Genomic DNA, 23159 nt, shown 5'->3' on the forward strand with positions numbered 1-23159 from the left:
ACCTCGTGCCCGGTGAGTTGGCTTGTCCGTCCGGCTCGCTGGGAATGGCCCTGTCGTTCCGCTGTGCTCACCGGCGAGGAGGGGCGTGTAGACAAGGTCGAGGAGCGGCGGCTGAGGGCCATCGCGCCGGAGATCACCCGCGTCACGATCGACCTGCTGCGGACGATCGTCGGTCTCGAACCCGCGGAGCGGGTGCCCGAGGAGGCGCTGCGGGTGGCCGACGAGGTGCTGGCGCAGCACGGCTCCGACGGGCTGCGGGTACTCGTCATGAGCATGGCCGGATGGACGGCGGTCGGCATCGAGTCGAACGCGCATCTGACCGGCAAGACGCATGAGGCGTACCTCGACGAGATGGAGCTCACCTGCTGGGAGGCCAACCCCGACGGCTGACGCGAACGGCCGCCGCGGGCCGCCCGTTCGGCCCCGGAGCCGCCGCTGACCTGGGCGGCAGAGCACACCCGCATCGGCGTGCGAACCCCCGGAAAGGGTGCCCGGAGAGCGGGTTTGCCGGACGGGATGTCAGGATGGGGGCATGACGACCAAGGTCTACTTCGACATCACCATCAATGACGAGCCCGCCGGGCGGATCAACTTCAACCTGTTCGACGACGTGGTCCCGAAGACCGCGGAGAACTTCCGCGCGCTCTGCACGGGCGAGAAGGGCTTCGGCTACGCCGGCTCCTCCTTCCACCGCGTGATCCCCGAGTTCATGCTCCAGGGCGGCGACTTCACCCGGGGCAACGGCACCGGCGGCAAGAGCATCTACGGCGAGAAGTTCGCCGACGAGAACTTCAAGCTCAAGCACGACCGCCCGGGCCTGCTGTCCATGGCCAACGCCGGCCCGAACAGCAACGGCTCGCAGTTCTTCATCACCACCATCGTCACCGGCTGGCTGGACGGCAAGCACGTCGTCTTCGGCGAGGTCGCGGACGAGGACAGCATGAAGCTCGTGAAGAAGATCGAGAGCCTCGGCTCGCAGAGCGGCAAGACCGCGGCGAAGATCACCATCTCCGAGTCCGGCCAGCTCTGACGGTCTCCTTCCGTCTGCTGTCCGCCGACGGCGGTCCGAGGGGCACACGTCCTGCGTGAGCCCCTCGGCGCCGGGCCCGTCGCCGCCGGCCCCGGCCCGGTGACCGCCGTGGCGCCCTCGCCCGCCCAGGCGTCGCAGGACCAGGTGGAGGCGTTCTTCACGGCCTACCGCAACGCGCGCCTCGGCACGACCGAGGACGCGACCCCGGCCGAGGTGCGGGCCAGGTCCCTCACCCGGGAGCTCAACCAGGCGCTCGACGTATGGGCGGCCGCGCACACCGGCCAGGACCCGGTGTTCCGCGCCCCGAACGTCCCCGCCGCCTGGACTTTCACGTCCCTGGGCGCGGACGGGGCGCACGTCCTCGTCACCCAGAAGTGGGGCGACGGCAGCACCGCCGACGTGCCGTACACCGTCCGCCCGGCCGACCTCATGATCACCACGATCGCGGACTCGCCCGCCGCCACCTGATCGCGGCGGGTTTCACCGGTGATCCCGCCGGAAAGAGTCCGGCATGACCCCAAGGCCCCGGACCGGATCCTCGCTTCGCCGACGCGCGGGCGCACTGCCCGTACTGCCCCTCGCCGCCGCCCTGCTCACCTCAACCGTCGCGCTCTACATGGCACTTGTGGCGTTCGGGAACATCACAGACTTCGACACCAACCGCGCCTTCGTCCACCATGTCCTCGCCATGGACACGACGTTCAAGGACCCGGACCTCATGTGGCGGTCCGTCGATTCGACGACGCTCCAGGACATCGCGTACGTACTGATCATCGTCTGGGAGACGGTCGCCGCGCTGGTGCTCGTGGCGGCGGGGGTCGGCTGGGCGCGGGCGCTGCGGGGCGGCGGTGGCTTCGCCCGGGCGCGGCGGCTGAGCACGGTGGGGCTGCTGATGGTCATGCTGCTCTTCGGTGCCGGGTTCATCGCCATCGGGGGCGAGTGGTTCGCGATGTGGCAGTCCAAGGCGTGGAACGGCCTGGACGCGGCGGCCCGCGACTTCATGCTGGCCGCGTTCACCCTGCTCGTCGTCCACCTTCCCGGTGCCGAGGAGCGGGTCTGACGCGGCCGGGGAGCGGGTCTGCACCGGCCGGGCGCCGGGGCGCGGCCGGGGGTTCGGAGGCAGGCTCTCAGCCCGCCGCTCGCTCCTGCGCCCGCGCCGCCGCTCGGGTGATGTTGCGCGCCATGCCCCCGAACACCACGGCGTGGAACGGCGACACGCTCCACCAGTACGCGTGCCCGAGCAGCCCCTGCGGATGGAACAGGGCGCGCTGGCGGTAGCGGGTGCGGCCGTCGCTCTCGCGCTCCGCGTACATCTCCAGCCAGGCCAGCCCCGGCAGCCGCATCTCGGCCCGCAGCCGCAGCAGGTGCGGCCGGGTGATCTCCTCCACCCGCCAGAAGTCCAGCGAGTCCCCGACCCGCAGCCGTGCGGCGTCCCGGCGGCCCCGGCGCAGGCCCACTCCCCCGGTCAGCCGGTCCAGCCAGCCGCGCACGGCCCAGGCGAGCGGGAAGGAGTACCAGCCGTTCTCCCCGCCGATACCCTCGATGACCTGCCACAAGGCCTCCGGTGACGCTTCCACGAGGCGCTCGCGGCTGTCCGTGTAGAGGCTGCCGCCCGCCCAGTCGGGGTCGGTCGGCAGCGGGTCGCTGGGGGCGCCGGGGAGCGCTGCCGAGGACCAGCGGGTGGCCACGTTGGCCTCCTTGATCCGGCGCAGCGCGAGCGCGATCGCCTCGTCGAAGCCGATCGGCGTGCCGGGCGGGTCGGGCACATACCGCGCGATGTCGTGCTCGTGGCAGACCACCTCGTGGCGCAGCGACTCCGCGAGCGGCCGCGCCAGCGCGCTGGGCACCGGTGTGACCAGGCCGATCCATTGGCTCGACAGCCGTGGCGGCAGCATCGGCACCTTCACGATCAGCCGGTGCGACAACCGCGCCACCGCCGCGTACCGGTGCATCATCTGCTCGTACGTGAACACCTCGGGGCCGCCGATGTCGAACGTCCGGCTGACGTCGGCGGGCATCCGGGCGCTGCCGACGAGGTAGCGCAGCACGTCCCGTACGGCGATCGGCTGGGTCCGGCTGCCCAGCCACCTCGGGGTGATCATCACCGGGAGCCGTTCGGTCAGATGGCGCAGTATTTCGAACGAGGCCGATCCGGAGCCGATGATGACGGCGGCGCGCAGCACGGTCGTCGGCACGTCCGAGCCGAGGAGGATCCGGCCGACCTCGGCCCGCGAGCGCAGGTGAGGCGACAGGTCCTCCTCCGGCACGCCCTCGGGGGTGAGGCCGCCGAGGTAGACGATCCGGCGGACCCCGGCCGCCGCGGCCTGCTCGGCGAAGATCCGGGCGGCCGAGCGGTCGGTCTCCTCGAAGCCCGGCCCGGCGCCGAGCGAGTGCACCAGGTAGTACGCCACGTCCACGCCCCGCAGCGCCGCCCCGACCGACTCCGCGTCCGTCACGTCGCCGCGCACGGTCTCCACGCACCCGGCCCACGGGTGGTCGCGCAGCTTGCGCGGCGTACGGGCCAGACAGCGCACCCGGTAGCCCGCGTCGAGGAGCTCGGGCACCAGCCGGCCGCCGATGTAGCCGGTCGCGCCGGTCACCAGGACGAGTTCCGGGGTGCCGTCGCTCTTCATACCCGCCTCCGCCGCTCGCCGTGCCTTCGGGCAACGATCTCCCGCGGGCGGCGCTTCCGCGCGGCACGACACCCCACGGTTTGCCGTCCGCGTCCCGGCGGAGGAGGCTCGAAGCGTAGGCCCCTCGCGGCCCACCAGGCGCGGGCCGCGACCTTCTGAAGGAGGTCATCATGGGCACCGCCTTCGACACCGAGACGCTGCGCCGAGGCATTGAGGGCCACGACGCGAAGGCTCTGCTGTCGCTCTACGCGGACGACGCGGAGATCCGGGTCGTCGACCGCAACACCCAGCCGAGCCATCCGATGGTCATGCACGGCCAGGGCGAGATCTCCAAGATGCTCGACGACGTCTACAGCCGCGAGATGACGCACAAGCTGGAGCAGTGCGTGGTCCAGGGCGACAGCGTCGCCTTCACGGAGTCCTGCGAGTACCCCGACGGCGTACGCGTGCTGGCCAACTCGATGATGTCGCTCAAGGACGGGAAGATCGTCGAACAGACCATGGTGCAGGCCTGGGACGAGTAGCCGGAGGCGAGGAGAGTCGTTCCTGCAGGCGCGCGTGCCGGAACTGGTACACCGCGCCCGCCTGCCGCAGCACGCCCAGGCGGTGGGCCTCGCCGAGGAACGCCATCAGCCGCCAGGGCAGGGCGCCGCGCCCGCACAGCCACAGGCGGGCCACGGCGAGGCGCCCCCACGCCGACATCGCCACCGTGACCACGCCGGTGGGGATCAGCGCGTACGCACCGATGCTCGCGGCGTCCGGCAGGCCGAGCAGGCGCGGCAGGGCGCTGCCCGCGAGGACGGCGGCCAGATAGGTGAACAGCGCCCGGGCGAGGGCGGTGCCCCGGTCGGTGCGCAGGCTCGCCGAGGGGCTGAGGCTGCGGGTGACGTCGACCGGCGCCCCCAGCCACCGGTGCAGCCCGGCCGCGATGCCGCCGACGAGCCCGAGACCGAGGCCGCCGGCGAGCCCGAAGACCACCGCGGTGCGCAGGATCGCGCCCGGGCTCTGCCGGGTCACCCACTCGCCGTCGGCGCGGTCGAGCAACGGTGAGAGATCGTACGAGCCGAGGTCGCGGCCGTCGGTGAGCCGGACGGTGAAGACCTCGCCGTCGGGCCGGTAGTCGTGCGCGGAGATCGCGAGGCGCTGGTCGATCGCCGTGCAGCGGGCCGGTGGGGCACACAGGTCCAGGTCGCGTACGTCGGCGGGCAGCGCGAACTCACGCGTGCCGCCGTGCTCGATGAGCGTGCCGTGGACCGGCTCGGGCAGCACGAGGTAGGTGCGGCCGTGCGCGCGCAGGCCGTAGCGGGTGCCGTCCGCCGCGTCGACGTAGCGCGAGCCGTCCGGGGCGTGCCGCACGGGCCCGTCGACGGGGAAGTCGGCGCGCAGTGCGGCGCGCGCCGCCGCCGTACCTCCTTCGGCCAGGGTGAAGACGGCCCCCAGGCTCAGCCCCGCGAGCAGGCCGACGGCGAGGCCGTGGGCCATCGCCCGGCCCAGGCGGCGCGCCCGGCCTGCGGGGTCGCGCGGCCCGCCCTTGGCCACCACGCCCGACTCGCCGCGTACGAGGTACGCCGTCAGGGCGCCCGCGAGTACCGCGCCGAGCGCGGCGAGCAGCGGTGAGTCCGGCAGGAACCCGGCGCCGACGAGCAGGACCCCGGCGGCCGTGAGCAGCCCGGCGGCCGCCCTGCGCGACCGGCGCCCGCGCGGTCCGCGCCGGCGGCGGCCGAAGAACGGCATGGTCGACGGCAGCGGTGACGTCGCCAGGCCGATGGCGGCAAGCCCGGTGGCGATCACCAGGCCGTACAGCCCGCCCACGGCGAGCCAGCCGAGCGCACGCGGCATGCCCGCGAACGGCACCGCGAAGTAGGGGTCCTGGCTGAGCGGCCGGGTGAGCCCGACGGCGAGGCTGAGCGGCAGCGCGTACAGCAGCGGCAGCAGGAACCGCCGCCGTGGCCTGCTCCGCGCGGCGTATCCGGCGCAGACCCCGGCCACCGTGGCGGCGGTCACCGCGGGCAGCGCGGGGTCCTGGCCGAGCGCCCACAGCGGCAGGCACACGGCCTCCGCGAGCAGTCCGAGCAGCAGCAGCGGGCCGAGGCGCGGCAGCGGCCTGGGCAGCGCGAGGTGCAGCTCCCACCAGGCGAGGTCGCGGGTGTCGCGGTGTTCCAGATGGCGGGCGAGGAAGCGCAGCCAGTGCACGGCGCGCCCGGTGTCCCAGCGCGCGGACCCGGCGAAGGCGGCGGGGACGAAGGCGTCGAGCAGATACTCCTCCAGGGCCGTCGGATCGGCGAACTCCGGGCGCCGCAGCAGCTCGGCCGGGTCGTTCCCGGACTCTCCGTAGACGGCCCTGGCCATCGCCACCATCAGGGGCGAGGCGAGCACCCGGCGCACCGGGTCCCCGGGCCGGGTCCGGGCGAGCACCGGGTCCCAGGCGGTGGTGCGCTCCCCCGCGGGGCCGCGCACGGGTCTCGCCGTGCGCCGCAGGAAGTCGGCGGCCTCCTCGAAGGCGAGCGGCTGGAGCTCGACGACCGCCGCCGCCGTGAACACGTCGCCGTCGGCGACGACTTGGGCGTACACCTCGCTGCGGCAGCTCAGCAGCAGCGGACTGCCCTCGTCCAGCGCGGAGTTGAGGCGGCGGACGGCCTCCGCGCGCAGGGGCGGGGCGAGTTCGTCGAGGCCGTCGAGCACGGGCAGCACCCGCCCGGCGTCCAGGAGCTCCGCCGCCAGCGAGGCCCCCGACCGCTGGAGGGACCCCAGGGCCGGGTACCCCTCCGCGAGCCGGGCCGAGAGCCAGGCGTACAGGTCCGTGCTGTCGGGCTGCCAGGTGGCGAGCGGGAAGATCACCGGTACCGGGTCGCCCGTGTCGCGGCGCTCCAGGAGGTCGAGGGCGAAGCGGACGGCGAGGACGGTCTTGCCGCTGCCGGGGGCCCCGAGCACCACGAGCCGCCGGGCGGGGACGCGGGCGAACACCCGGGCGATGTCGTCCAGTACGCCGTCGAACCGGGCGTCTGCGCCGCCCCCGATGTTCTCGGGCGCGTCGGCGAGCCAGGGGTCCGCCGTGGTCCAGCGCACGGGCAGCGGCCGGGGGTCCTGGAGCCTGCGCAGCCGCCACTCGGCCTGCCAGTGCAGCCGCACCGCCTCGGCCAGCGCGTCGGCGGCGTGCTCCAGGTGGTCGGCCGGGGAGCGCTCGCCGGGCGCGGTTCTGAGCGTGTTGGCGACCAGCCCGGCCATGGAGACGAGGAAGCCGAGCACGGAGACGAGCGAACCGGTGCTGCTGAGGCTGCGCTCGCGCACCGCCACGGCGACGACCGCCCCGGTGGCCAGCACCGCACCCACCCAGATCCCGCGCCGCCAGTACCGCATCACCCGCGCCCCCCGTCAGGCGGACCCCGTTGATGCGCGCCATTGTCCCAGCGGACGGCCGGGACGGAACCGGGCGCGGCGCCCCGAACGTGCGGCTACTGGACGCAGAACTCGTTGCCCTCCGGGTCGGCCATGACCACGTGGTCGGTGCCGGGCTCGACGACGACCTGGAGCACGCTCGCGCCCAGGCCCTCAAGGCGCTCGACCTCCGCCTCGCGGTGTTCGGGGCCGAAGTGCAGGTCCATGTGGAGCCGGTTCTTGACCCGCTTGGGCTCGGGGACGCGCTGGAACAGCAGCCGGCGCCCGAGGCCCATGCCGGAAGCCGCCTCGACGGGGTCGTCGGGGTGGCGGACGGCGGCCAGGGTCCGCCAGGCCTTGCGGCCGTCGACGACCGTGTACAGCTCGTCGGTGACGGCGCCCGCGGCGACCAGGCGCTCGATGAGCACGGTGTGGTCCTCCACCTCGTAGCCGAGCGCCTCGGCCCAGAAGTCGGCGAGACTCAGCGGCTCGGCGCAGTCGACGACGAGTTTCCAGTGGACTGCCATGCGGGTCTCCCGGCGGTCGGACGCCCGCGTGGGCGTACGGGGTTCGGCGCCCTCATTGTCGTGCCCCGTCCGGGGGACCACGAGCCGGAGCCGGGGCCGGACGGGCGCCGGTCACCGCGGCGGTGGCTTACGATCCCGCGATGAGAGCTTCCGGCACGTTCAAGGTCACCGGGTTCACGCCCACGGGGCTCGTCCCCACCCCCGCCGTCGAGACCGGGCTACCGGTCGGCGTCGCCACCATGGAGAAGCACTACGAGGGCGAGATCGCGGGCCGCTCCTCCACCCTGTTCACCGCCGCGTACGACCAGACCGCGGCCACCGGCACGTACGTCGCGATGGAGTCCTTCGACGGCTCGCTGCACGAGCGGCGGGGCACCTTCAACTTCGCGCACTCGGCGACCACGCTGGGCACGGGCCGCGAGAGCGAGTTCTGCGTCATCGTGCCGTCCAGCGGGACGGGCGCCCTCACCGGGATCTCCGGCTCGGGCGGCCTGGCGATCGACGCCGACGGCACCCACCGGATCTGGTTCGACTACGAGATCGACTGATCCCCTGCGGAACGGGGGCGCCGGGCGCCCCCGTTCCGTAAGCGTGACCGTCGTGTGCGCTCCCCTAGCCCACGGAGGGCAGCAGGCCGGTGACCGGGGCGACCGGGTCGGTGAGCTGGTGGAGCTGGTTGAGGTCGTTCAGCTTGTTCAACTGGCTGAGCTGGGCCTTCACGCTGGGCATTTCGCTCCGGTGCTCCGCCGGGACCGAGCTCGTCACGAGCTCGTCCAGCACGGCGATCGGGGAGATGTCGGTGGGCTTGGCTCCGGCCGGGCCCGCGGCGCTCGCCGCGGACGCACCGAGGCCCGAGACTCCGGCGGCGAGGGCGAGGACTGTGGCGATACGTCGTGTTGAGATCACGCCCTGACAACCGGCCGACGCCTCCGTTGGACACGGCCGCGGCCCAGCCTCACCCGAGAAGCCGAAGCCGTCGATGCCAAGGGCGCGTCAACCCCGTGCCGGTGTCCTGCCCTCGCGCGTCCAGGCCAGCAGTTCCCGCTCGGTCCACGTGGTGATGACGCGCTCGGCCGGTACCCCGCACTCCTCGGCCCGTGCGCAGCCGAAGATCTGCCAGTCCAGCTGCCCGGGGGCGTGCGCGTCGGTGTCGATGGAGAAGAGGACGCCCGCGTCGACCGCGCGCCGCAGCAGCCTGCGCGGCGGATCCAGGCGCTCGGGACGGCTGTTGATCTCGACCGCGGTGTCCGACTCGGCGCAGGCGGCGAAGACCTCGTCCGCGTCGAACGCCGACTCGGGCCGTTTGCCCCGTCCCCCGGTCACCAGCCGCCCGGTGCAGTGCCCCAGCACGTCGGCGTGCGGGTTGCGCACGGCCGCGACCATGCGGCGGGTCATCGCGGCGGCGTCCATACGCAGCTTGGAGTGGACCGACACCACCACGACGTCGAGCTGCTCCAGGAGTTCCTCCTCCTGGTCGAGCGAGCCGTCCTCCAGGATGTCGCACTCGATGCCGGTGAGCAGCCGGAAGGGCGCCCAGCGCTCGTTCGCCTCGGCCACCACCTCCAGTTGTCTGCGCAGCCGCTCCGGGGACAGGCCGTTGGCCACGGTCAGCCGGGGCGAGTGGTCGGTGAGCACCGCCCACTCATGGCCTAGCTCGGCCGCCGCCCGGCCCATCTCCTCGATGGGGCTGCCGCCGTCGGACCAGTCGGAGTGCAGATGGCAGTCGCCGCGCAGGGCCGCGCGCAGTTCCCCGCCGCCCTCGGCCAGGGGCCCGGAGGCGCCTTCCTCCTCCAACCGCCGCAGATACTCCGGCAGTTCTCCCGCCAGGGCCTCGCGCACCACCTGGGCCGTCTTGGGGCCGATGCCCCGCACCGACTCCAGCGACCCGGCGGCCACCCGCTTCTCCACCTCGCCGCGCGCCATCTCCTCGACCGCGGCGGCGGCCGTACGGAACGCCCGTACGCGGTACGTGGGGGCCTGCGTGCGCTCCAGCAGGAACGCGATGCGCCTCAACGCCGTCACCGGATCCATCGCCACCTCCGACCGTCCCCCATTGTCCGTCGGCCCGCCCCCGCGCGCCTGCGGTACGGGGCCGGGCGACGCGGCGGCGGGGCACCCCCGCTCGGGGTGCCCCGCCGTTCGTGCTGTCGCGTGCGGGCGACGCAGCGTGCTCGTCGGTCAGAAGTTGAACACGACGCCCTGGCCCGCCTGCTTCTCACAGGGGTTGCCGAAGGTGTGCTTGTAGGAGACCCGCTGGCCGTCCCAGACGCCGTCGGCCGTGACGGTCATCGGGTTCCACTCCTTGGTACACACCGCGCCGAGCGGCGGACCGGCCGTGATCGCGGCGAAGTCGCCCTGGTTGTGGGCGAGCTCCGCACAGGCCCGCTTGGCGGCCGGGTGCGTACCGGAGGCGGTGGGCGCGCAGGAGAGTGTCACCGCGCGCAGGACGGACGCGCCGTCGTCGCCGGTACCCGGCGCCACGGTCAGGACGAGCGCGGACGGCGGGTAGAGGCTCATCGCGGCACCCCGGGTGTCATGCTGATCGGCGCCGGCCGCACCCGGTACGGCAACCGCTGCGCCGACGAGGGCCAGCGCGGCCACCAGAGTCGTACGCCCAAGCGTCTTACGCATATCGAACACTCCTGTCAGTCAGGGACCGATGAACGAGCCAGAGTCTTGTCCAGTCCCGGGAGTGCCGCTGACCGCCGTATACAAATCCGGTCACACTCCGCCACACGGCGATCGCTGAAAGTTGCAGGCCACAGCCACCCGAACGGTCGGACGGGCTGATGGACGCCCGTAGAGAATAAGGCGCAAAGCCGCCTCTGCTTTGATTTCTAAAGCAACGAGAACATTGAATCTTGAATAGAGAGGTTTCCTTGAGATTTCATGTGCGAGCCACGATCAGGCCCGCCACCTGCGCCTCCCGCACGGCCGGACGTGCGCGCGCCCCGGGCGGGCGTCAGAGTGGGACCGGTGCCGCGCCCGCCGCACCCGGCCCGCCCGGCACCCTGGCCCCACACGAAGGAGCAGCACACGATGGAACACCACATCGTCGCCGAGATGACCGAGCCCGGCGGCAGCACGCTCAAGGAGTGGCACATGGTCCGCACCGGCCAGAGCGTGTCCATGTGCGGCCGCGAGCTCGACATGAACCAGAGCCAGTTGCCGTCGGACGCCTGGGGGACCGAGCAGGCGCGGCCGTTCTGCCACACCTGTGGCGCCCTGTTCCTGCGCGAAGTGCCGTGAGACAGGGCGCCGGTGTCGTACCGCCCGCTATCCGCGCGCGAACGCGGCCAGCGGGACCAGCGGGCGGCGGGTGACCGCGGCGGGCGGGCGCTGCGCCTCGGGCAGCGCCCGCAGCGGGCGCACCCGGGCCAGGGGCTGCGCGTCGGGCACCTCGGCCCGCAGCGTGAACCAGACGACCTTGCCGTCGGCCGTGGCGTGCGTGCCCCAGCTGTCGCTGAGGGAAGCCACCATGGCCAGACCCCGGCCGCGGGCGGCCAGCGGCTCGCCGCCGCCGAGGACGGGCAGCCGGGGGTCGTGGTCGAGGACGGCCGCGGTGAGGCGGCGCCCGGTCCAGCGCAGTTCGAGCGTGCAGCGCTTGTCGCCCTCGGTGTGCCGGAAGACGTTGGTGAGCAGCTCGCACACACCGAGGCTGACGGGCTGGATCAGACACTCCAGCTTCCAGTACCGAAGGTGTGCGGCGACGATCCGCCGGATCTGCGGCACCCGCTCGGGGGCGGCTTCGAGATCCAGGGTGTACTGACGGTTCACTTCCACGACCACGCCCACGACTGCGCTCCTCATCAGAGCGGCCGGCGGACCGGCCGCCGCTTTGACAATGACAGCCCCGAGTAAGCGGAAAGTAGTCACTCAGATACAGAGCGAACGCAATCAGCGTGACCCCATCCGGGTGAACGCGCAACACAGGCCGCGCGACGGGGCCGATCGGGGCGGCTCCGAACCGGTACGGGCCGGGGCGGGCGGGGGCCGACGAGTGCGGGCAGAAAAAGAGCCCCGGCAGGACGGGGGAGACCTGCCGGGGCTCGTTCAGGGGCGGGCGGCCGTTCGGCGCGGCCCGCATATAGATGAATTGTAAACCATGGCTAGACCGACAAGCTGTCCATGAAGGAGCTCACCGAGAACACCGCGTTCCCCGGCCCCGCAGGACCGTATCCGGGCGGGGAGGTCAGGCCGTACTCGTCCATCGTCGCCCGGTACGCCTCCAGGAGGCGGATGTGGTACTCCAGCGGCGCGCCCTGCGGGTTGGCCTTGCCCAGCGGGGTGGTGGGCTCGGGGCACCAGGTGGTGAAACGCGGGGTGATACCGCGCGACATGAAGAAGCGCAGCCCCTCCACCGTGGAGTCGATCGCCTCGTCGACGGTGGTGAAGCCGAAGGGCTCGGCCATCTCCACACCCGCGACGAAGTTGGGGATCACATTGCGCGGCCCGAAGATCTCCGCCGAGTCGAGGATGCGCCGGTGCCACTCGTCACGGCCGACGTACTCCTCCTTGCCCGGGCAGTACAGCTCGAACAGGCGCCGGTCCCATACCTCGTAGTTGGGGTGGTAGATCCGTACGCCGTAGTCGTGGAAGCGCTGCACGTCCTCCTTGGGCAGCGCCTGGGCGACGACCTTGCCCGTCCAGCGGCCGGGGAAGCGCTCCTCGATCGCCTTGGCGTACATCCCGTAGAAGTCGGCCTCGTCGCGCCCGCCGACGTGCGAGGTGATCGCGCCGCCGGTGAGGGTGTACGCGGTGGACGCCTTCGCGGTGTCGTACCGGTCGATGATCTCCAGCGCCTCCAGGATCTCCTCGACCGGCTTGACTCCGGTGTACGGGCGCCCGGCGGCCTTGTGCTGGCGCCAGTTGTGATTGATGTCGCAGTACTGGCACTCCTGCTTGGCGCCGAAGTACTGACAGACCCGGAACACGGTGAGGTAGATCAGATACCCCCACTGGATCGTCGGGGCCACCTCCATCACGGACTTGCCGTTGGACAGCTTGTGCCGGTAGTACTCCGGCATCGGCGGCAGCCCCACGTCCGAGATCCGCTTGCCGTCCAGGTAGAGGCCGAGCATGCCGTTGTCGTCGGCCGCGACCCGGTACGGGGACGCCGGGTTGACCCGCACCGACACGACCGTGCGGCGCAGGTCGTACGGCCCGCCGGTCAGCACGATCTCCTCCGGCGGGCGGCGCAGCGCGGCTGCGCCCAGCTCCGGCAGGGTGCGGTGGTCGAACGAGAAGATGAAGTACGACTTCGGCTTGACCTCGCCCGACTCGTTGTCGCTGAGGGCCGAGTCGTCGAAGGCCATGCCTCCGCGCAGCAGATCTTCCTTGATCACGGCTTCCCTGGGCACCCCCGGGAACCGCGCCATCAATGATTCGACCTCATCGGTACGGCTGCTGAGCATGTGCTGACGTCCTCCGGTCCAGTCGCTTTCCTGTCCTACTGAACCTACGCTCTCGCCGGCTTCGCCGATGGACTGGGCATCGACGACGAAGCCGGCGAGCGAGCGCCATGCTAGCGGCGCGGTGATCTTCGGCGGATCGGTCTGCGGTCGCGCTTCTCCTCATCCCAAAGGCTTAGGCACTCTCGCCGGTACGGCCTCAGTGGGCGATCGAGTCGATCAGCTCGCGGGCGCCCTGGCGCAGCAGCGTGACCGCGACCGAGGTGCCGAGGGTGGCCGGGTCGAGCGGACCCGCCCACTCGTGGGCGTTGAGGACGATCTTCCCGTCGGGGGTGAACACACAGGCGCGCAACGAGAGATCGCCGTTGCGGGCGGCGCGCGCGTACCCGGCGATCGGGCTGTTGCAGTGGCCCTGGAGGACGTGGAGGAACATCCGCTCGGCCGTCGCCTCGCGGTGGGCGTCGGGGTCGCCCAGGTCGCTCACCAGGTCGATCAGCTCGCGGTCGCCCTCGCGGCACTGCAGGGCCAGGATGCCCGCGCCGATGGGCGGGCACATCACCTCCGGCGAGAGCACCTCGGTGATCACGTCCGTACGGCCGATGCGCTCCAGGCCCGAGACGGCGAGCAGCAGCGCGTCGGCCTCGCCCGCGGCCAGCTTCTCCAGCCGGCGGTTGGCGTTGCCGCGCATCGGGACACAGCGCAGCTCGGGGTGGGAGGCGGCCAGTTGGGCGATGCGCCGGACCGACGAGGTGCCGATACGGGTGCCGGCGGGCAGCTCGTCGAGGGTGCGGCCGCCGGGGTGGATCAGCGCGTCGCGGATGTCGTCGCGTTTGAGGAAGGCGGCGAAGACGGTTCCGGCCGGCAGCGGGCGGTCGGCGGGCACGTCCTTCACACAGTGCACGGCGAGGTCGGCCTCGCCGGCGAGCAGCGCGGCGTCCACCTCCTTGGTGAACGCGCCCTTCCCCTCGACCAGCGAGAGGTCGCCCATCCACTTGTCGCCGGTCGTCTTGACCGGGACGACCTCGGTGGCGACGCCGGGGTGGAGGGCCGCGAGTTCGGCGCGTACGCGTTCCACTTGGGCGAGCGCCATGGGCGAGTCGCGCGAGACGATCCGGATCAACTGGGGCGTAGACATGCGTCCACGATAGGGGGACCGCGCTCATCTCGCGCACATCGCCCCGTCACCTCAGTGCCTTTGTACGCCAAGGGAGTTGACGCGGTTCCTGGACAACGGCCGACGACGATCAGCCGATAGGGAAAGCTGCCGACGCGCCCCTGCGGCGAACGGGACGGGCCCCCGGCCGCGGCTCGCGCGGGCGGGGGCCCTGGGGCGGGCGGCTGTGCGGGCAGCCGCCGTGGATCAGGTCGCCCTTCTGTTCTTGCTCATCAGCATGCCGCCCGCGACCAGCGCGAACAGACACACCGCACCGCCGGTGATGACGTTGCTCAGGACTGCTCCGGTGCCGGGGTGGCGGGCGACCACCCACGGAGCGACGATCAGCCAGGCGCCCAACAGCAGGGCCACGAAGTTCAGGTCCTGCGACCGCTCCGGAACGATGGACATGCACAAGCCCACCACCGCGAGAGCGATGCCGACGATCAGGTTGGTCAGGGCGAGCGTCGGCAGCGCGCCGGAGAAGTGCACGGTCCAGCCGGAGATGGCCGCGTAGATTCCGGCGAGGATCACGAGTTCCTCGACCGCCGCGACCCCTCGGGTCTCCAGCATCGCCGCGTACCTGTCCCGCATCTCCGATACGTCGGGGTGCCCGGATATGTCACCTGGTCGGTGAGAGACGTCGGCCATGTGACTCGCCTCCTTCTGATGCCTGCAAGTCTGTTGGCCCCGATGCGACATCCGGTCGCGATTCCAGTGTGCTCTTATCTGGCCTTTATATGCATATTGAACGGCTATCCGATATCTACAGAACTTTTGGTCGTTCTGTGTAGAAATGCCTACGCGGTGGCCTCGACGGCCGCGATCGCGCGGCGGTTGCGCCGGCGCAGCCATCTGCGACGCAGCGCGGCCGGGCCCAGGTCGACGCGGCCGTGCAGCAGACCGAGCACGATGGCCATGCCCACCGCTATCAGATGCTCACGGCCGGCCAGATTGGGCTTCACCATCGCCTCGAACAGCATCGAGCCGCCGGTCAGCGCGAACACGATCGGGGCCCGCCGGACCACGGAGAGATACGTGAACAGCCCCACCACGGCCGCGGACGGGCCGGTGTCCAGCACCTGCCCGATCTCCGGGGGCAGCCCGAGGCCGCCCCAGGTGCCGGGGCCGAGCGCGATCATCACGCGCGCGCTGAGCGTCCCGGCCAGCGTCGTGACGTACGCGATCACCAGCGTCCGGGTCCGGCCGAGCGCGAGCTCCGCCAGGGCGAACCCGAGGAACAGCTGGGTCAGGCCCGCCCAGACCGGCAGGTCGAGGGCCGGGACGAAGAGCGAGATGGGGGTGCGCAGCAGCGCCAGCCACAGCGGCAGATCGGCCTTGACCTCGCCGGTCAGCCGGACCACCACCGCGCCGGCCCGGGTCAGATGGATGGCGTGGAAGACGGTCACCGCGACACAGGCGAGCACACCGAGGAAGAGCCCGCGCAGACCCCGGTTGACCAGTTGCCGTACGGGGTCGACGACGATGCCCTGGAACTCGCCGCGCAGGGTGCGGGCGAGGAACCGGACGAACCGGATGAGCAGATCGGCCCGTTGCCGACGGTCCCCGCCGTCGGTCGCGGGCGGCGCGGGCGCCGCGGCGGCCCCCTCGACCGCACCGACGTGCCCGCTCTCGACGCCGTCACGACGGCCGTCGGCAACTCGGAACACTGCTTGATCAACCCCTCACGCTGCCAGCGCCAGCGGTCAAGACAATCGGCGCGTAGCTCCCCACGTACCCCCAGATCGTGCACCAGGTCGAACACACGCCGCACACGGGGGTCCACACCAAGGTAACCATGCTGTGGAGGACGTTCAAAGATTTTGGTTCACTCACCGAACTGTTCTGGGTTAGGGTCGGCCCCGTGACGCTGCCCCGCGACTACACCGGCCAGTCCTGCTCCCTCGCCCGCTCCCTGGAGATCGTCGGCGAGCGCTGGACGCTGCTGATCGTGCGGGACGCGTTCTACGGGGTGCGCCGCTTCGGCGACTTCGCGGCCCACCTCAAAGTCCCCCGCGCCGTCCTCACCGACCGGCTCACCACCCTCACCGAGGCGGAGGTCCTCGCCCGGGTGCCGGGCACCGGGCGGCGCGAGGTGTACGAGCTGACGCCGAAGGGCGTGTCGCTGTGGCCCGTGGTGCGCGCGCTCACCTGCTGGGGCGACGAGCACTACGCCACGGGCGGCCCGCGCCGGATCTTCCGGCACGCCGCCGACGACGCCCCGATCTCCGCCGACGGGCGGTGCACGCGCTGCGACGCGGCCGTCGAGGTGCGCGACATCCTGGTCACGCCCGGCCCCGGCCTCGGCCCGGGCGGTGAGGACGACGACCCGGTGACGGTGGCCCTGAGCCGCCCGCACCGCCTGCTCCACCCCCTGCGCGGCTGACGGAACCGACCGGGAAAACCTGGCCGAAAACCCGGCCGCACAGCCCTTCGCCTCACCCTCTCGCACGACGATGTTCACGACGAAAGGTGTACGCACATGAAGATCCTGGTCGTCGGCGCAGGCGCCACCGGAGGCTACTTCGGCGCCCTGCTCGCCCGCGCGGGCCGCGACGTCACGTTCCTGGTACGACCACGGCGCGCCGCCGCCCTGCGCGAGCGGGGGCTGCGGCTGACGGGCTCCGGTGAGGACGAGGTGCTCACCCCGCGCCTGGTCACCGCCGACGAGCTCGCGGAGCCGTACGACCTCGTCCTGCTGTCGGTGAAGTCCACCGCCCTGGAGCAGGCCGTCGAGGACCTCGCCCCGGCGGTCGGCCCGGACACCGCGATCGTGCCGCTGCTCAACGGCATACGCCACCTGGACGTGCTGAACGCCCGCTTCGGCAAGGAGCCGGTCCTCGGCGGGGTGGCCAAGGTCATCACCACGCTCAACGATGAAGGCGACATCGTCCGGCTGGCCCCGCTCGCGGTCCTCGCCCTCGGCGAGCAGGACGGCGGCGCCTCGCCCCGGACCGAGAGGATCCGCGCCGTACTGGCCGGGGCGGGCATCGACGCGAGCGTGTCGCCCGACATCCTCGCCTCGATGTGGCACAAGTGGGTCTTCATCACGACCCTGTCCACCGTGACCTGTCTGATGCGCGGCGAGGTCGGTGACGTCAACGCCGTCCCCGGCGGCTCCGGCCTCGGCCCGGCGGTCCTCGCCGAGGGCGCCGCGGTGTCGGCCGCGGCGGGTTTCCCCGTTCCCGAGAGCGAACAGGCCCTCACCGCCTCCCTGGTCACCCAGAGCGGCTCCACCTTCGCGTCCTCCATGTACCGCGACGTGGTGTCCGGCTTCCCCACCGAGGTGGAGCACGTCTTCGGCGACCTGACCGCACGCGCCCGCGCGCTGTCGGTGCCCACGCCGCTGCTCGACCTGGCCACCCTGCACCTGCGGGTGCACCAGCACCGGGTGGGGGCGCAGCGGTGAACAGCCCCTGGATCAAGCGGTACCACCCCGCCCCGCAGGCGCCCACCCGCGCCGTCTTCTTCCCGCACGCGGGCGGCTCGGCCACGTCCTTCTTCGCCGCCGCCAAGGCGCTGTCACCGGACGTGGACGTGCTGGCGATGCAGTACCCCGGGCGTCAGGACCGGCTGGCCGAGCGCCCCATCGAGGACATGCGCACGCTGGTCGAGCACCTCACCGACGAGCTGATGCCGTGGACCGACCGCCCGCTCACGCTCTTCGGCCACAGCATGGGCTCCTCCGTCGCGTACGAGGTGGCGCTGCGGCTGGAGGAGAAGGGCGTCAGGCCGCTCGGCCTGTTCGCGTCGGGCCGCGCGGCGCCCTCCGTCCCCATCTCCCGCCGGCTCCACCAAGCGGACGACGCCGAGCTGGTCCGCCACCTCATGGAGCTCTCCGGTACGGACGCCCAACTGCTCGCGGAGGAGGGCCTGTTGCGCATGGTGCTGCCCGCGCTGCGCGGCGACTACCGCGCCCTGGAGACGCATGTCCCCGAGCCGGGCCGGTCGCTGGCCTGTCCGGTCGTGGCGCTGTGCGGGGATGCCGACCCCGTGGTCGACCCCGACGACGTGGCCCACTGGGAGCGGCACACCTCGGCGTCGTTCCGGATGCGGGTCTTCACCGGCGGCCACTTCTTCCTGGACGCCCATCTGCCCGTCGTGACCCAGGAGATCCGCGACCACATCGAGGCGATGACCGGGCGGTAAGGGACGGCTGAGGGGCGGGCGCGCGGGGCGTACGAGCACGGCTCGCCCCTCGCGCTCACACCCCGGCGCCCTCCCGCCCCACCACCACACCGGTGGCCACGAGCCCCCCGTCCTCCCCCTCCACCGTGCGCCACCGCCCCCTGAACACGTCCACCCGGACGCCGTCGACCACCGGGCCGGGCACCCGCAACGCCCCCGTGAAGGTGCCGCGTTCGGGGTCGGGGGTGATCACGCAGTCGCCGAAGTCCAGCCAGCGGCCGGTCAGCGGGAACCACGCCTTGAAGACGCTCTCCTTGGCGCTGAACAGCATCCGGTCCCAGGCCACGGCCGGATGCGAGGCGGCGAGCCGGTCCAGGGTGACGCGCTCCTCGGGCAGGGTGACCATCTCCCGTACGCCGTCGGGCACCGGCGCGTTGGGCTCGGCGTCCACGCCGACCGAGGCTATCGCCGAGGTGGGGGCGACGGCCGCCGCGCGGTAGCCGTCGCAGTGCGTCATGCTGCCGACGACGCCGTCCGGCCAGCGCGGGGCGCGCTGGGCCCAGGCCGGGCCCTCGCCCCTGGGCAGGATCGGGCCGGGCGCGTGTCCGAGCCGGGCGAGGGCGGTGCGCGCGCACAGCCGTGCGGTGGCGAACTCGCGCCGCCGCTTGTCGACCGCCTTGGCCACCAGCTCGGCCTCCTGCGGGAACAGTTCGACCGTCGGCGGGTCGGCGAACAGCTCCGCCACCACCACCTGGGCCGGGAGCAGCCCGTCGAGCAGCGCGCGGGTCACCACCGGGGCACCGAGTGCGGTGCGGGCAGGATGCGGCAGAGCCCCTGCGGCGGCGCCGACCGTTTGCCCCACTCGCGGGGGTAGCCGAGCGACACCTCCAGGTGCGGCACCCCGTCGACGTCGATGGCACGCGGGATGTGCAGATGCCCGTAGACGACCGCGGCGGCGCGGTAGCGCACATGCCAGTCGGCGGTGGCCTCGGTGCCGCACCACTGGGCGAACTCCGGGTGGCGCAGGACCCTGGTCGGCTGGCGCACCAGCGGGAAGTGGTTGACCAGCACGGTCGGCAGCGCCGGGTCGACGGCGTCCAGCCGCGAGCGGGTGTACGCGAGCCGCGCCCGGCACCACGCGTCGCGGGTGGGGTACGGGTCGGGGTGCAGCAGGTACTCGTCCATGCACACCACACCGGTGCCGTGCGCGACGGCCAGCGCCTCTTCCTTGGTGTGCGCGCCGTCGGGGCGGAACGTGTAGTCGTACAGCACGAAGAGGGGTGCGACGACGACCGGTCCGTCCGGGCCCGGCCACTGGAGATAGGGGTCCTCGGGCGTGGCCACCCCGAGTTCGCGCAGCCGCTCGACCAGATACAGGTAGCGGGCCTCGCCGCGCAGTTGCACCGGGTCGGCGGGCGGCGTCCACAGCTCGTGGTTGCCGGGTGCCCAGACGACGGTGGAGAACCGGTTCGCCAGCTGCTCCATCGCCCGCAGCACGTCGTCCGCCTTCTCCCCCACGTCCCCGGCGACGATCAGCCAGTCCTCGGACGAATCGGGACGCAACGCGTCCATGACCGCGCGGTTCTCCGCATGGCCGACGTGCAGGTCACTGATGGCAAAGAGACTCATGGTGATCACACCATACGACGGCCCTCCCACGGCCCCGCCGCCGGTGGCCGGTTCGGGCCGGGCGGCCTACCGGCGTACTCCACGAGTCCGATAGAGGTTCATCCGCCCCACACCCGCCCCCAGCCTGCGGAGGTACGCCCCGATGAGCCGAGGACCGCTCCACGCGTCGCCGGGCAAGACCCGCTTCGACGAGATCTACGACGCCCCCGACCCCCGCGCCTACTTCCACCGGCTCGCCCCACTGGAGTACGAGATCCCGCATCACGCGCAGGAGGTCTTCCGGCACGACCGGGCCGCGCGGGCCGCCGCCTGCGGTCCGGGCGGCCCGGTCACGGTGCTCGACCTGTGCTGCTCGTACGGGATCAACGCGGCGCTCCTCAACCACCACCTCACCCTCGCCGAGCTGTACGCGCACTACACCGGGCCGGCGGTGGCGGACCTGTCGACAGCCGAACTCATCGCGTACGACCGGGCGTTCTACGCCTCCCGGCGCCGGGCCGACGCGAGCCCGGTCGTCGGTCTGGACGCGGCGCAGCGCGCCGTCGGCTACGCGCTCGCGGTCGGGCTGCTCGACGAGGCGTACGCCGAGAACCTGGAGCACGCCCCGCCCAGCGAGCCGCTGCGCCGGGCCGTCGCACGCACCGGTCTGATCACGGTGACCGGAGGCATCAGCTACATCACCCACCGCACCTTCGACGCGCTGCTCGGGTGTGCGCGGGTGCCGGTGTGGGTGAGCGCGTTCGCCCTGCGCACCGTCTCGTACGCGCCGGTCGCCGCGGCGCTCGCCGCGCACGGCCTGGTCACCGTGTCGGACCCCTCGCGGGCCTACCGGCAGCGGCTGTTCACCGACCCGGCCGAGCGCGACTGCGCGATCGAGCAGGTCGTTCGCGCGGGCCACGACCCGGCCGGTCTGGAGAGCGCGGGCCGCTACCACGCCTGGCTGTATCAGTCCCGGCCGCGCTGAGCCGGGGCGCGCCGGTCCGGGCGCGGGAACGGGGAGGGCTCCACGTCGATCTCCAGCATCCGCTCGACGTAGAGCACATGGCGGCGCCGGGCCTCGCCGTGCCGGCCCGCCGCCGCGAGGAGGGCGATCAGGGCGAGATGGGTCTCCTCGTCGTACGGGTCGCGCTCCAGCAGGCGCAGCCGGAAGTGGACCTCGGCGTGGTGGTCCCCCCGCTCGGCCGCCGCGGTGGCGAGCCGGGCCAGCAGCTCGGCGTGGACCGCCTGGGCCTCCTCGCGCAGGGCGACCGCCCACTCCGCGTACGGCTCGTCCTCCAGCACATCGCCCCGGTAGAGCCGTTCGGCGTCCGCCAGCGCCGCGTAGGCGTGGCCGCCGGAGCGGTCGGCGAGCGCGAGGGCGTGCCGGGCGGCGGCCAGGAAGTCCCGGACGTCGACGCGGAGCCGGGCGATGGCGATGACGTGCTTGTCGGCCGCGATGAAGTGGTCCTGCGCGAGGCGGCGTTCCGGGTCGAGCACCAGGCGCAGGATCGACAGCGCCACCGAGAGCCGGTTGGCGCACCGGGCCGGGTCCTCCCCGGGCCACAGCGCCTCCACCACGACCTCCCTCGGGGTGGGCAACCCGCGCCGGGCGACCAGGAGTTTGAGCAGGTCGCGGGCCTTCTTGGACTGCCACTCCTCGGGTCCCACCGGGACGCCGTCGCGCAGCACCCCGAAGCCGCCGAGGACCCGTACGGCCGCCGAGGGCCGCAGCGGCGCGGTCGCCCGGTTGAGCAGCCCGGCCGCGTCCGCCGCGCGCTCGCGCACACCCGACTGCCGCAGTCTGCCGACCGCTTCGCGCAGTTCCGGACCGCCCGCCCCCGACAGCAGGGCGCGGGCGGCGGCCACCCGGGCCACGGCCACCGGCCGGCGTGCGGCGGTCCACATCGCCTGGGCGTCCTCCAGCAGCCGGTCCCGTACGCGGGGTTCGCGGGTGCACATCGCCTCCAGCTCCAGGAGCTCGGCGTAGACCGGGCGGCAGGCCTGGGCGCCGGGTTCGCCGGCCGCCTGGCGGGCCGCCTCGGCCGCGATTTCCGGCCGTTCGTCGGCGAGCGCCACCCAGCCCGCCGCGATCAGCGCCCGGATCCGGGTCCGGCCCGCGCACTGGCCTACCGCGCGCCGGGCCAGCAGGGCCGCGGCGCACGGCTCCTCGGCGCCGCGGGCCAGGGCGAGCCCGGTGAGGGCCGCCGCGAGGACCTGGCGGTCGCCGCACTGCTCGCTGCGCACCACCGCCTCCTGGTAGGCGGCCCGCGCGGGGCCGAGCGCCCCGCGCTCGCGGTGGACGTCGCCGAGCCCGAGCAGTGCCCTGGCCCCGAGCGCCGCGTGCCCGGTGGCCTCGCCGAGCCGCTGGTAGCCCGCCAGCGCCCGGCCGAACTCGGCCGCCGCGTAGTCGAGTTCGCCCAGCGCCAGATGGGCGCAGCCGCGCACACACCCGGCGGCCAGCAGGAGCTCCGGCTGCCCGGCCCGTTCGTCGTCCGGGCCGAGCGCCGTGAGCGCCGTGTCGAGCCCGGCGAGGACGCGGCGGGCCTCGCCCTGCTCGATGCGCTCCTGCGCGGCGCAGGTGCGCACCAGCAGGACGAGCGCGGGATCCCCCGATCCGCACGCCGCCTCCCCCGCCAGCTCCCGGTGGTGCTCGGCCACCGCCCCGCGTCCGTCGCAGGCCGCCACCACGGCGGCCACCGCGTGGGCGACCGCCTGCGCGCCCGGGTCGCCGCAGTGGTTGAGCGCCGCGACCGCGCGGCGCACCGACGCCTGCGCCCGGCGGAGTTCACCGTGCGCGCAGTACGCGGCGGCGGCCCACGCGAGCGCGGTGATCTCGTCGGGACTCGCGGCGCCGGTGAGCTCGGTGCGCCGGTGGACCTCCAGTGCCCGCGCGGGCTCCCCCAGCAGCTGGTGCGCCATCGTCAGCCGCCGCCCCTCGGCCGCGTCCAGGACGCCGGTGCGCGGCTCCCCGCCCGCCGCGCCGGCCGGACCCGGCAGATGGCCGGAGCGGGCCGGCTCGGCCACCGCGCCGGTGTACTCCCGCTTGTGGTCCTCCAGTTGAGCCGTACTCATCGTTCCCCCCTTGCCCGTCCCGTCGGACGGGTCTCATCCGTTCGTAGGCTCACGGGTGGGTCCGCCGGGCCGCGCTGGTCGGACGCGGTGAGCGGGAGTGTCCGCCTCCCGCGCCGCCGGACTCCACCGCTTCAGTGTGCGCACGCGCGCCGCGTCGGGGAATCCGGACCGCCTCGCCGCCGTATGGAGGCTGTCCGCCATACGGGCGGTGAGGGAGGCTTT

The 23159-nt window shown here is 73.0% G+C and carries 25 protein-coding genes; 11 read left to right on the forward strand and 14 right to left on the reverse strand.

The features are described 5' to 3' along the window. Nucleotides 1-63 precede the first annotated feature (63 nt). From BX283_RS06875 to BX283_RS06890, 4 genes are all read left to right on the forward strand, one after another. Nucleotides 64-390: a hypothetical protein gene (locus tag BX283_RS06875; protein WP_101386759.1), complete on the forward strand. Its 327-nt coding sequence runs from the start codon at nt 64-66 to the stop codon at nt 388-390. Nucleotides 391-532: 142 nt separating this feature from the next. Next, on the forward strand, nt 533-1030 hold the full coding sequence (locus BX283_RS06880; protein WP_101386760.1) for a peptidylprolyl isomerase: 498 nt from the start codon (nt 533-535) through the stop codon (nt 1028-1030). Between the two features lie 108 nt (nt 1031-1138). Next, on the forward strand, nt 1139-1498 hold the full coding sequence (locus BX283_RS06885) for a hypothetical protein (RefSeq protein WP_101386761.1): 360 nt from the start codon (nt 1139-1141) through the stop codon (nt 1496-1498). A 43-nt stretch (nt 1499-1541) separates the two neighbouring features. Beyond that, the gene (locus BX283_RS06890; RefSeq protein ID WP_101386762.1) at nt 1542-2090 is read left to right on the forward strand and encodes a DUF2165 domain-containing protein; all 549 of its coding nucleotides are present in this window, start codon (nt 1542-1544) and stop codon (nt 2088-2090) included. Between the two features lie 67 nt (nt 2091-2157). Here the strand turns inward: BX283_RS06890 and BX283_RS06895 are convergent, their stop codons facing one another. Beyond that, nucleotides 2158-3663: an SDR family oxidoreductase gene (locus BX283_RS06895; RefSeq protein WP_101386763.1), complete on the reverse strand. Its 1506-nt coding sequence runs from the start codon at nt 3661-3663 to the stop codon at nt 2158-2160. A 170-nt stretch (nt 3664-3833) separates the two neighbouring features. Here BX283_RS06895 and BX283_RS06900 point away from each other — a divergent pair, with 170 nt between their 5' ends. Beyond that, a complete protein-coding gene (locus tag BX283_RS06900; protein ID WP_101386764.1) occupies nt 3834-4187 on the forward strand; it encodes a nuclear transport factor 2 family protein in 354 nt (117 codons plus the stop codon). On the opposite strand, the gene BX283_RS06905 is transcribed toward BX283_RS06900, so the two are convergent. Together BX283_RS06905 and BX283_RS06910 are read right to left on the reverse strand one after the other, a co-directional pair. Continuing rightward, on the reverse strand, nt 4135-7020 hold the full coding sequence (locus BX283_RS06905; protein WP_101386765.1) for an NACHT domain-containing protein: 2886 nt from the start codon (nt 7018-7020) through the stop codon (nt 4135-4137). The two genes, BX283_RS06900 and BX283_RS06905, sit on opposite strands and share 53 nt — an antisense overlap. 95 nt (nt 7021-7115) lie before the next feature. Continuing rightward, on the reverse strand, nt 7116-7565 hold the full coding sequence (locus BX283_RS06910; RefSeq protein ID WP_101386766.1) for a VOC family protein: 450 nt from the start codon (nt 7563-7565) through the stop codon (nt 7116-7118). A 140-nt stretch (nt 7566-7705) separates the two neighbouring features. On the opposite strand from BX283_RS06910, the gene BX283_RS06915 reads away from it, so the two are divergent. Beyond that, entirely contained in the window at nt 7706-8113 is a 408-nt protein-coding gene (locus BX283_RS06915; protein ID WP_101392188.1) for a DUF3224 domain-containing protein, read from the forward strand. Nucleotides 8114-8177: 64 nt separating this feature from the next. Here BX283_RS06915 and BX283_RS06920 read toward each other — a convergent pair whose 3' ends face one another. The 3 genes from BX283_RS06920 to BX283_RS06930 all read right to left on the reverse strand — a co-directional run bounded on the left by BX283_RS06920 (nt 8178) and on the right by BX283_RS06930 (nt 10196). Further along, nucleotides 8178-8471, reverse strand: a complete 294-nt coding sequence (locus tag BX283_RS06920; protein ID WP_101386767.1) for a hypothetical protein — start codon at nt 8469-8471, stop codon at nt 8178-8180. A gap of 87 nt (nt 8472-8558) precedes the next feature. Further along, on the reverse strand, nt 8559-9596 hold the full coding sequence (locus tag BX283_RS06925; RefSeq protein WP_101386768.1) for a PHP domain-containing protein: 1038 nt from the start codon (nt 9594-9596) through the stop codon (nt 8559-8561). A 147-nt stretch (nt 9597-9743) separates the two neighbouring features. Further along, nucleotides 9744-10196, reverse strand: coding sequence for a subtilase-type protease inhibitor (locus BX283_RS06930; RefSeq protein ID WP_101386769.1), 453 nt, complete (start codon nt 10194-10196; stop codon nt 9744-9746). Between the two features lie 408 nt (nt 10197-10604). On the opposite strand from BX283_RS06930, the gene BX283_RS06935 reads away from it, so the two are divergent. Further along, nucleotides 10605-10814 carry a hypothetical protein gene (locus BX283_RS06935; protein WP_101386770.1) on the forward strand — a complete coding sequence of 70 codons (210 nt, stop codon included), beginning with the start codon at nt 10605-10607 and terminating at the stop codon, nt 10812-10814. 27 nt (nt 10815-10841) lie between these two features. Here the strand turns inward: BX283_RS06935 and BX283_RS06940 are convergent, their stop codons facing one another. From BX283_RS06940 to BX283_RS06960, 5 genes are all read right to left on the reverse strand, one after another. Further along, nucleotides 10842-11360, reverse strand: coding sequence for an ATP-binding protein (locus tag BX283_RS06940; protein ID WP_257582130.1), 519 nt, complete (start codon nt 11358-11360; stop codon nt 10842-10844). Between the two features lie 314 nt (nt 11361-11674). Next, nucleotides 11675-12979 carry a radical SAM protein gene (locus BX283_RS06945; RefSeq protein ID WP_101386772.1) on the reverse strand — a complete coding sequence of 435 codons (1305 nt, stop codon included), beginning with the start codon at nt 12977-12979 and terminating at the stop codon, nt 11675-11677. Nucleotides 12980-13175: 196 nt separating this feature from the next. Next, nucleotides 13176-14111 carry a hydroxymethylbilane synthase gene (hemC, locus tag BX283_RS06950; protein WP_101386773.1) on the reverse strand — a complete coding sequence of 312 codons (936 nt, stop codon included), beginning with the start codon at nt 14109-14111 and terminating at the stop codon, nt 13176-13178. A 225-nt stretch (nt 14112-14336) separates the two neighbouring features. Then, nucleotides 14337-14780, reverse strand: coding sequence for an SPW repeat protein (locus BX283_RS06955; RefSeq protein ID WP_101386774.1), 444 nt, complete (start codon nt 14778-14780; stop codon nt 14337-14339). A 149-nt stretch (nt 14781-14929) separates the two neighbouring features. Continuing rightward, the gene (locus BX283_RS06960; protein ID WP_257584250.1) at nt 14930-15673 is read right to left on the reverse strand and encodes a hypothetical protein; all 744 of its coding nucleotides are present in this window, start codon (nt 15671-15673) and stop codon (nt 14930-14932) included. Between the two features lie 320 nt (nt 15674-15993). Between BX283_RS06960 and BX283_RS06965 the strand changes: the two genes are divergently transcribed. The 3 genes from BX283_RS06965 to BX283_RS06975 all read left to right on the forward strand — a co-directional run bounded on the left by BX283_RS06965 (nt 15994) and on the right by BX283_RS06975 (nt 18278). Next, nucleotides 15994-16515: a helix-turn-helix domain-containing protein gene (locus tag BX283_RS06965; RefSeq protein WP_101386775.1), complete on the forward strand. Its 522-nt coding sequence runs from the start codon at nt 15994-15996 to the stop codon at nt 16513-16515. A 96-nt stretch (nt 16516-16611) separates the two neighbouring features. Then, nucleotides 16612-17538, forward strand: coding sequence for a ketopantoate reductase family protein (locus BX283_RS06970; protein ID WP_101386776.1), 927 nt, complete (start codon nt 16612-16614; stop codon nt 17536-17538). Next, nucleotides 17535-18278 (forward strand): thioesterase II family protein, encoded by a 744-nt coding sequence (locus BX283_RS06975; protein WP_101386777.1) that lies wholly within the window; start codon nt 17535-17537, stop codon nt 18276-18278. The genes BX283_RS06970 and BX283_RS06975 overlap by 4 nt, the downstream gene beginning before the upstream one ends. A gap of 55 nt (nt 18279-18333) precedes the next feature. On the opposite strand, the gene BX283_RS06980 is transcribed toward BX283_RS06975, so the two are convergent. Next, entirely contained in the window at nt 18334-19035 is a 702-nt protein-coding gene (locus tag BX283_RS06980; RefSeq protein ID WP_101392189.1) for a 4'-phosphopantetheinyl transferase superfamily protein, read from the reverse strand. Between the two features lie 8 nt (nt 19036-19043). Then, a complete protein-coding gene (locus tag BX283_RS06985) occupies nt 19044-19886 on the reverse strand; it encodes a metallophosphoesterase (RefSeq protein WP_101392190.1) in 843 nt (280 codons plus the stop codon). A gap of 142 nt (nt 19887-20028) precedes the next feature. On the opposite strand from BX283_RS06985, the gene BX283_RS06990 reads away from it, so the two are divergent. Then, complete coding sequence (locus tag BX283_RS06990; protein WP_101386778.1) at nt 20029-20850, forward strand: hypothetical protein; 822 nt, start codon at nt 20029-20031, stop codon at nt 20848-20850. On the opposite strand, the gene BX283_RS42115 is transcribed toward BX283_RS06990, so the two are convergent. Beyond that, nucleotides 20832-22937, reverse strand: a complete 2106-nt coding sequence (locus BX283_RS42115; protein ID WP_143676399.1) for a BTAD domain-containing putative transcriptional regulator — start codon at nt 22935-22937, stop codon at nt 20832-20834. The genes BX283_RS06990 and BX283_RS42115 overlap by 19 nt on opposite strands. Nucleotides 22938-23159: the final 222 nt, after the last annotated feature.

This window comes from Streptomyces sp. TLI_146 (assembly GCF_002846415.1).
Taxonomy (GTDB): Bacteria; Actinomycetota; Actinomycetes; order Streptomycetales; family Streptomycetaceae; genus Streptomyces.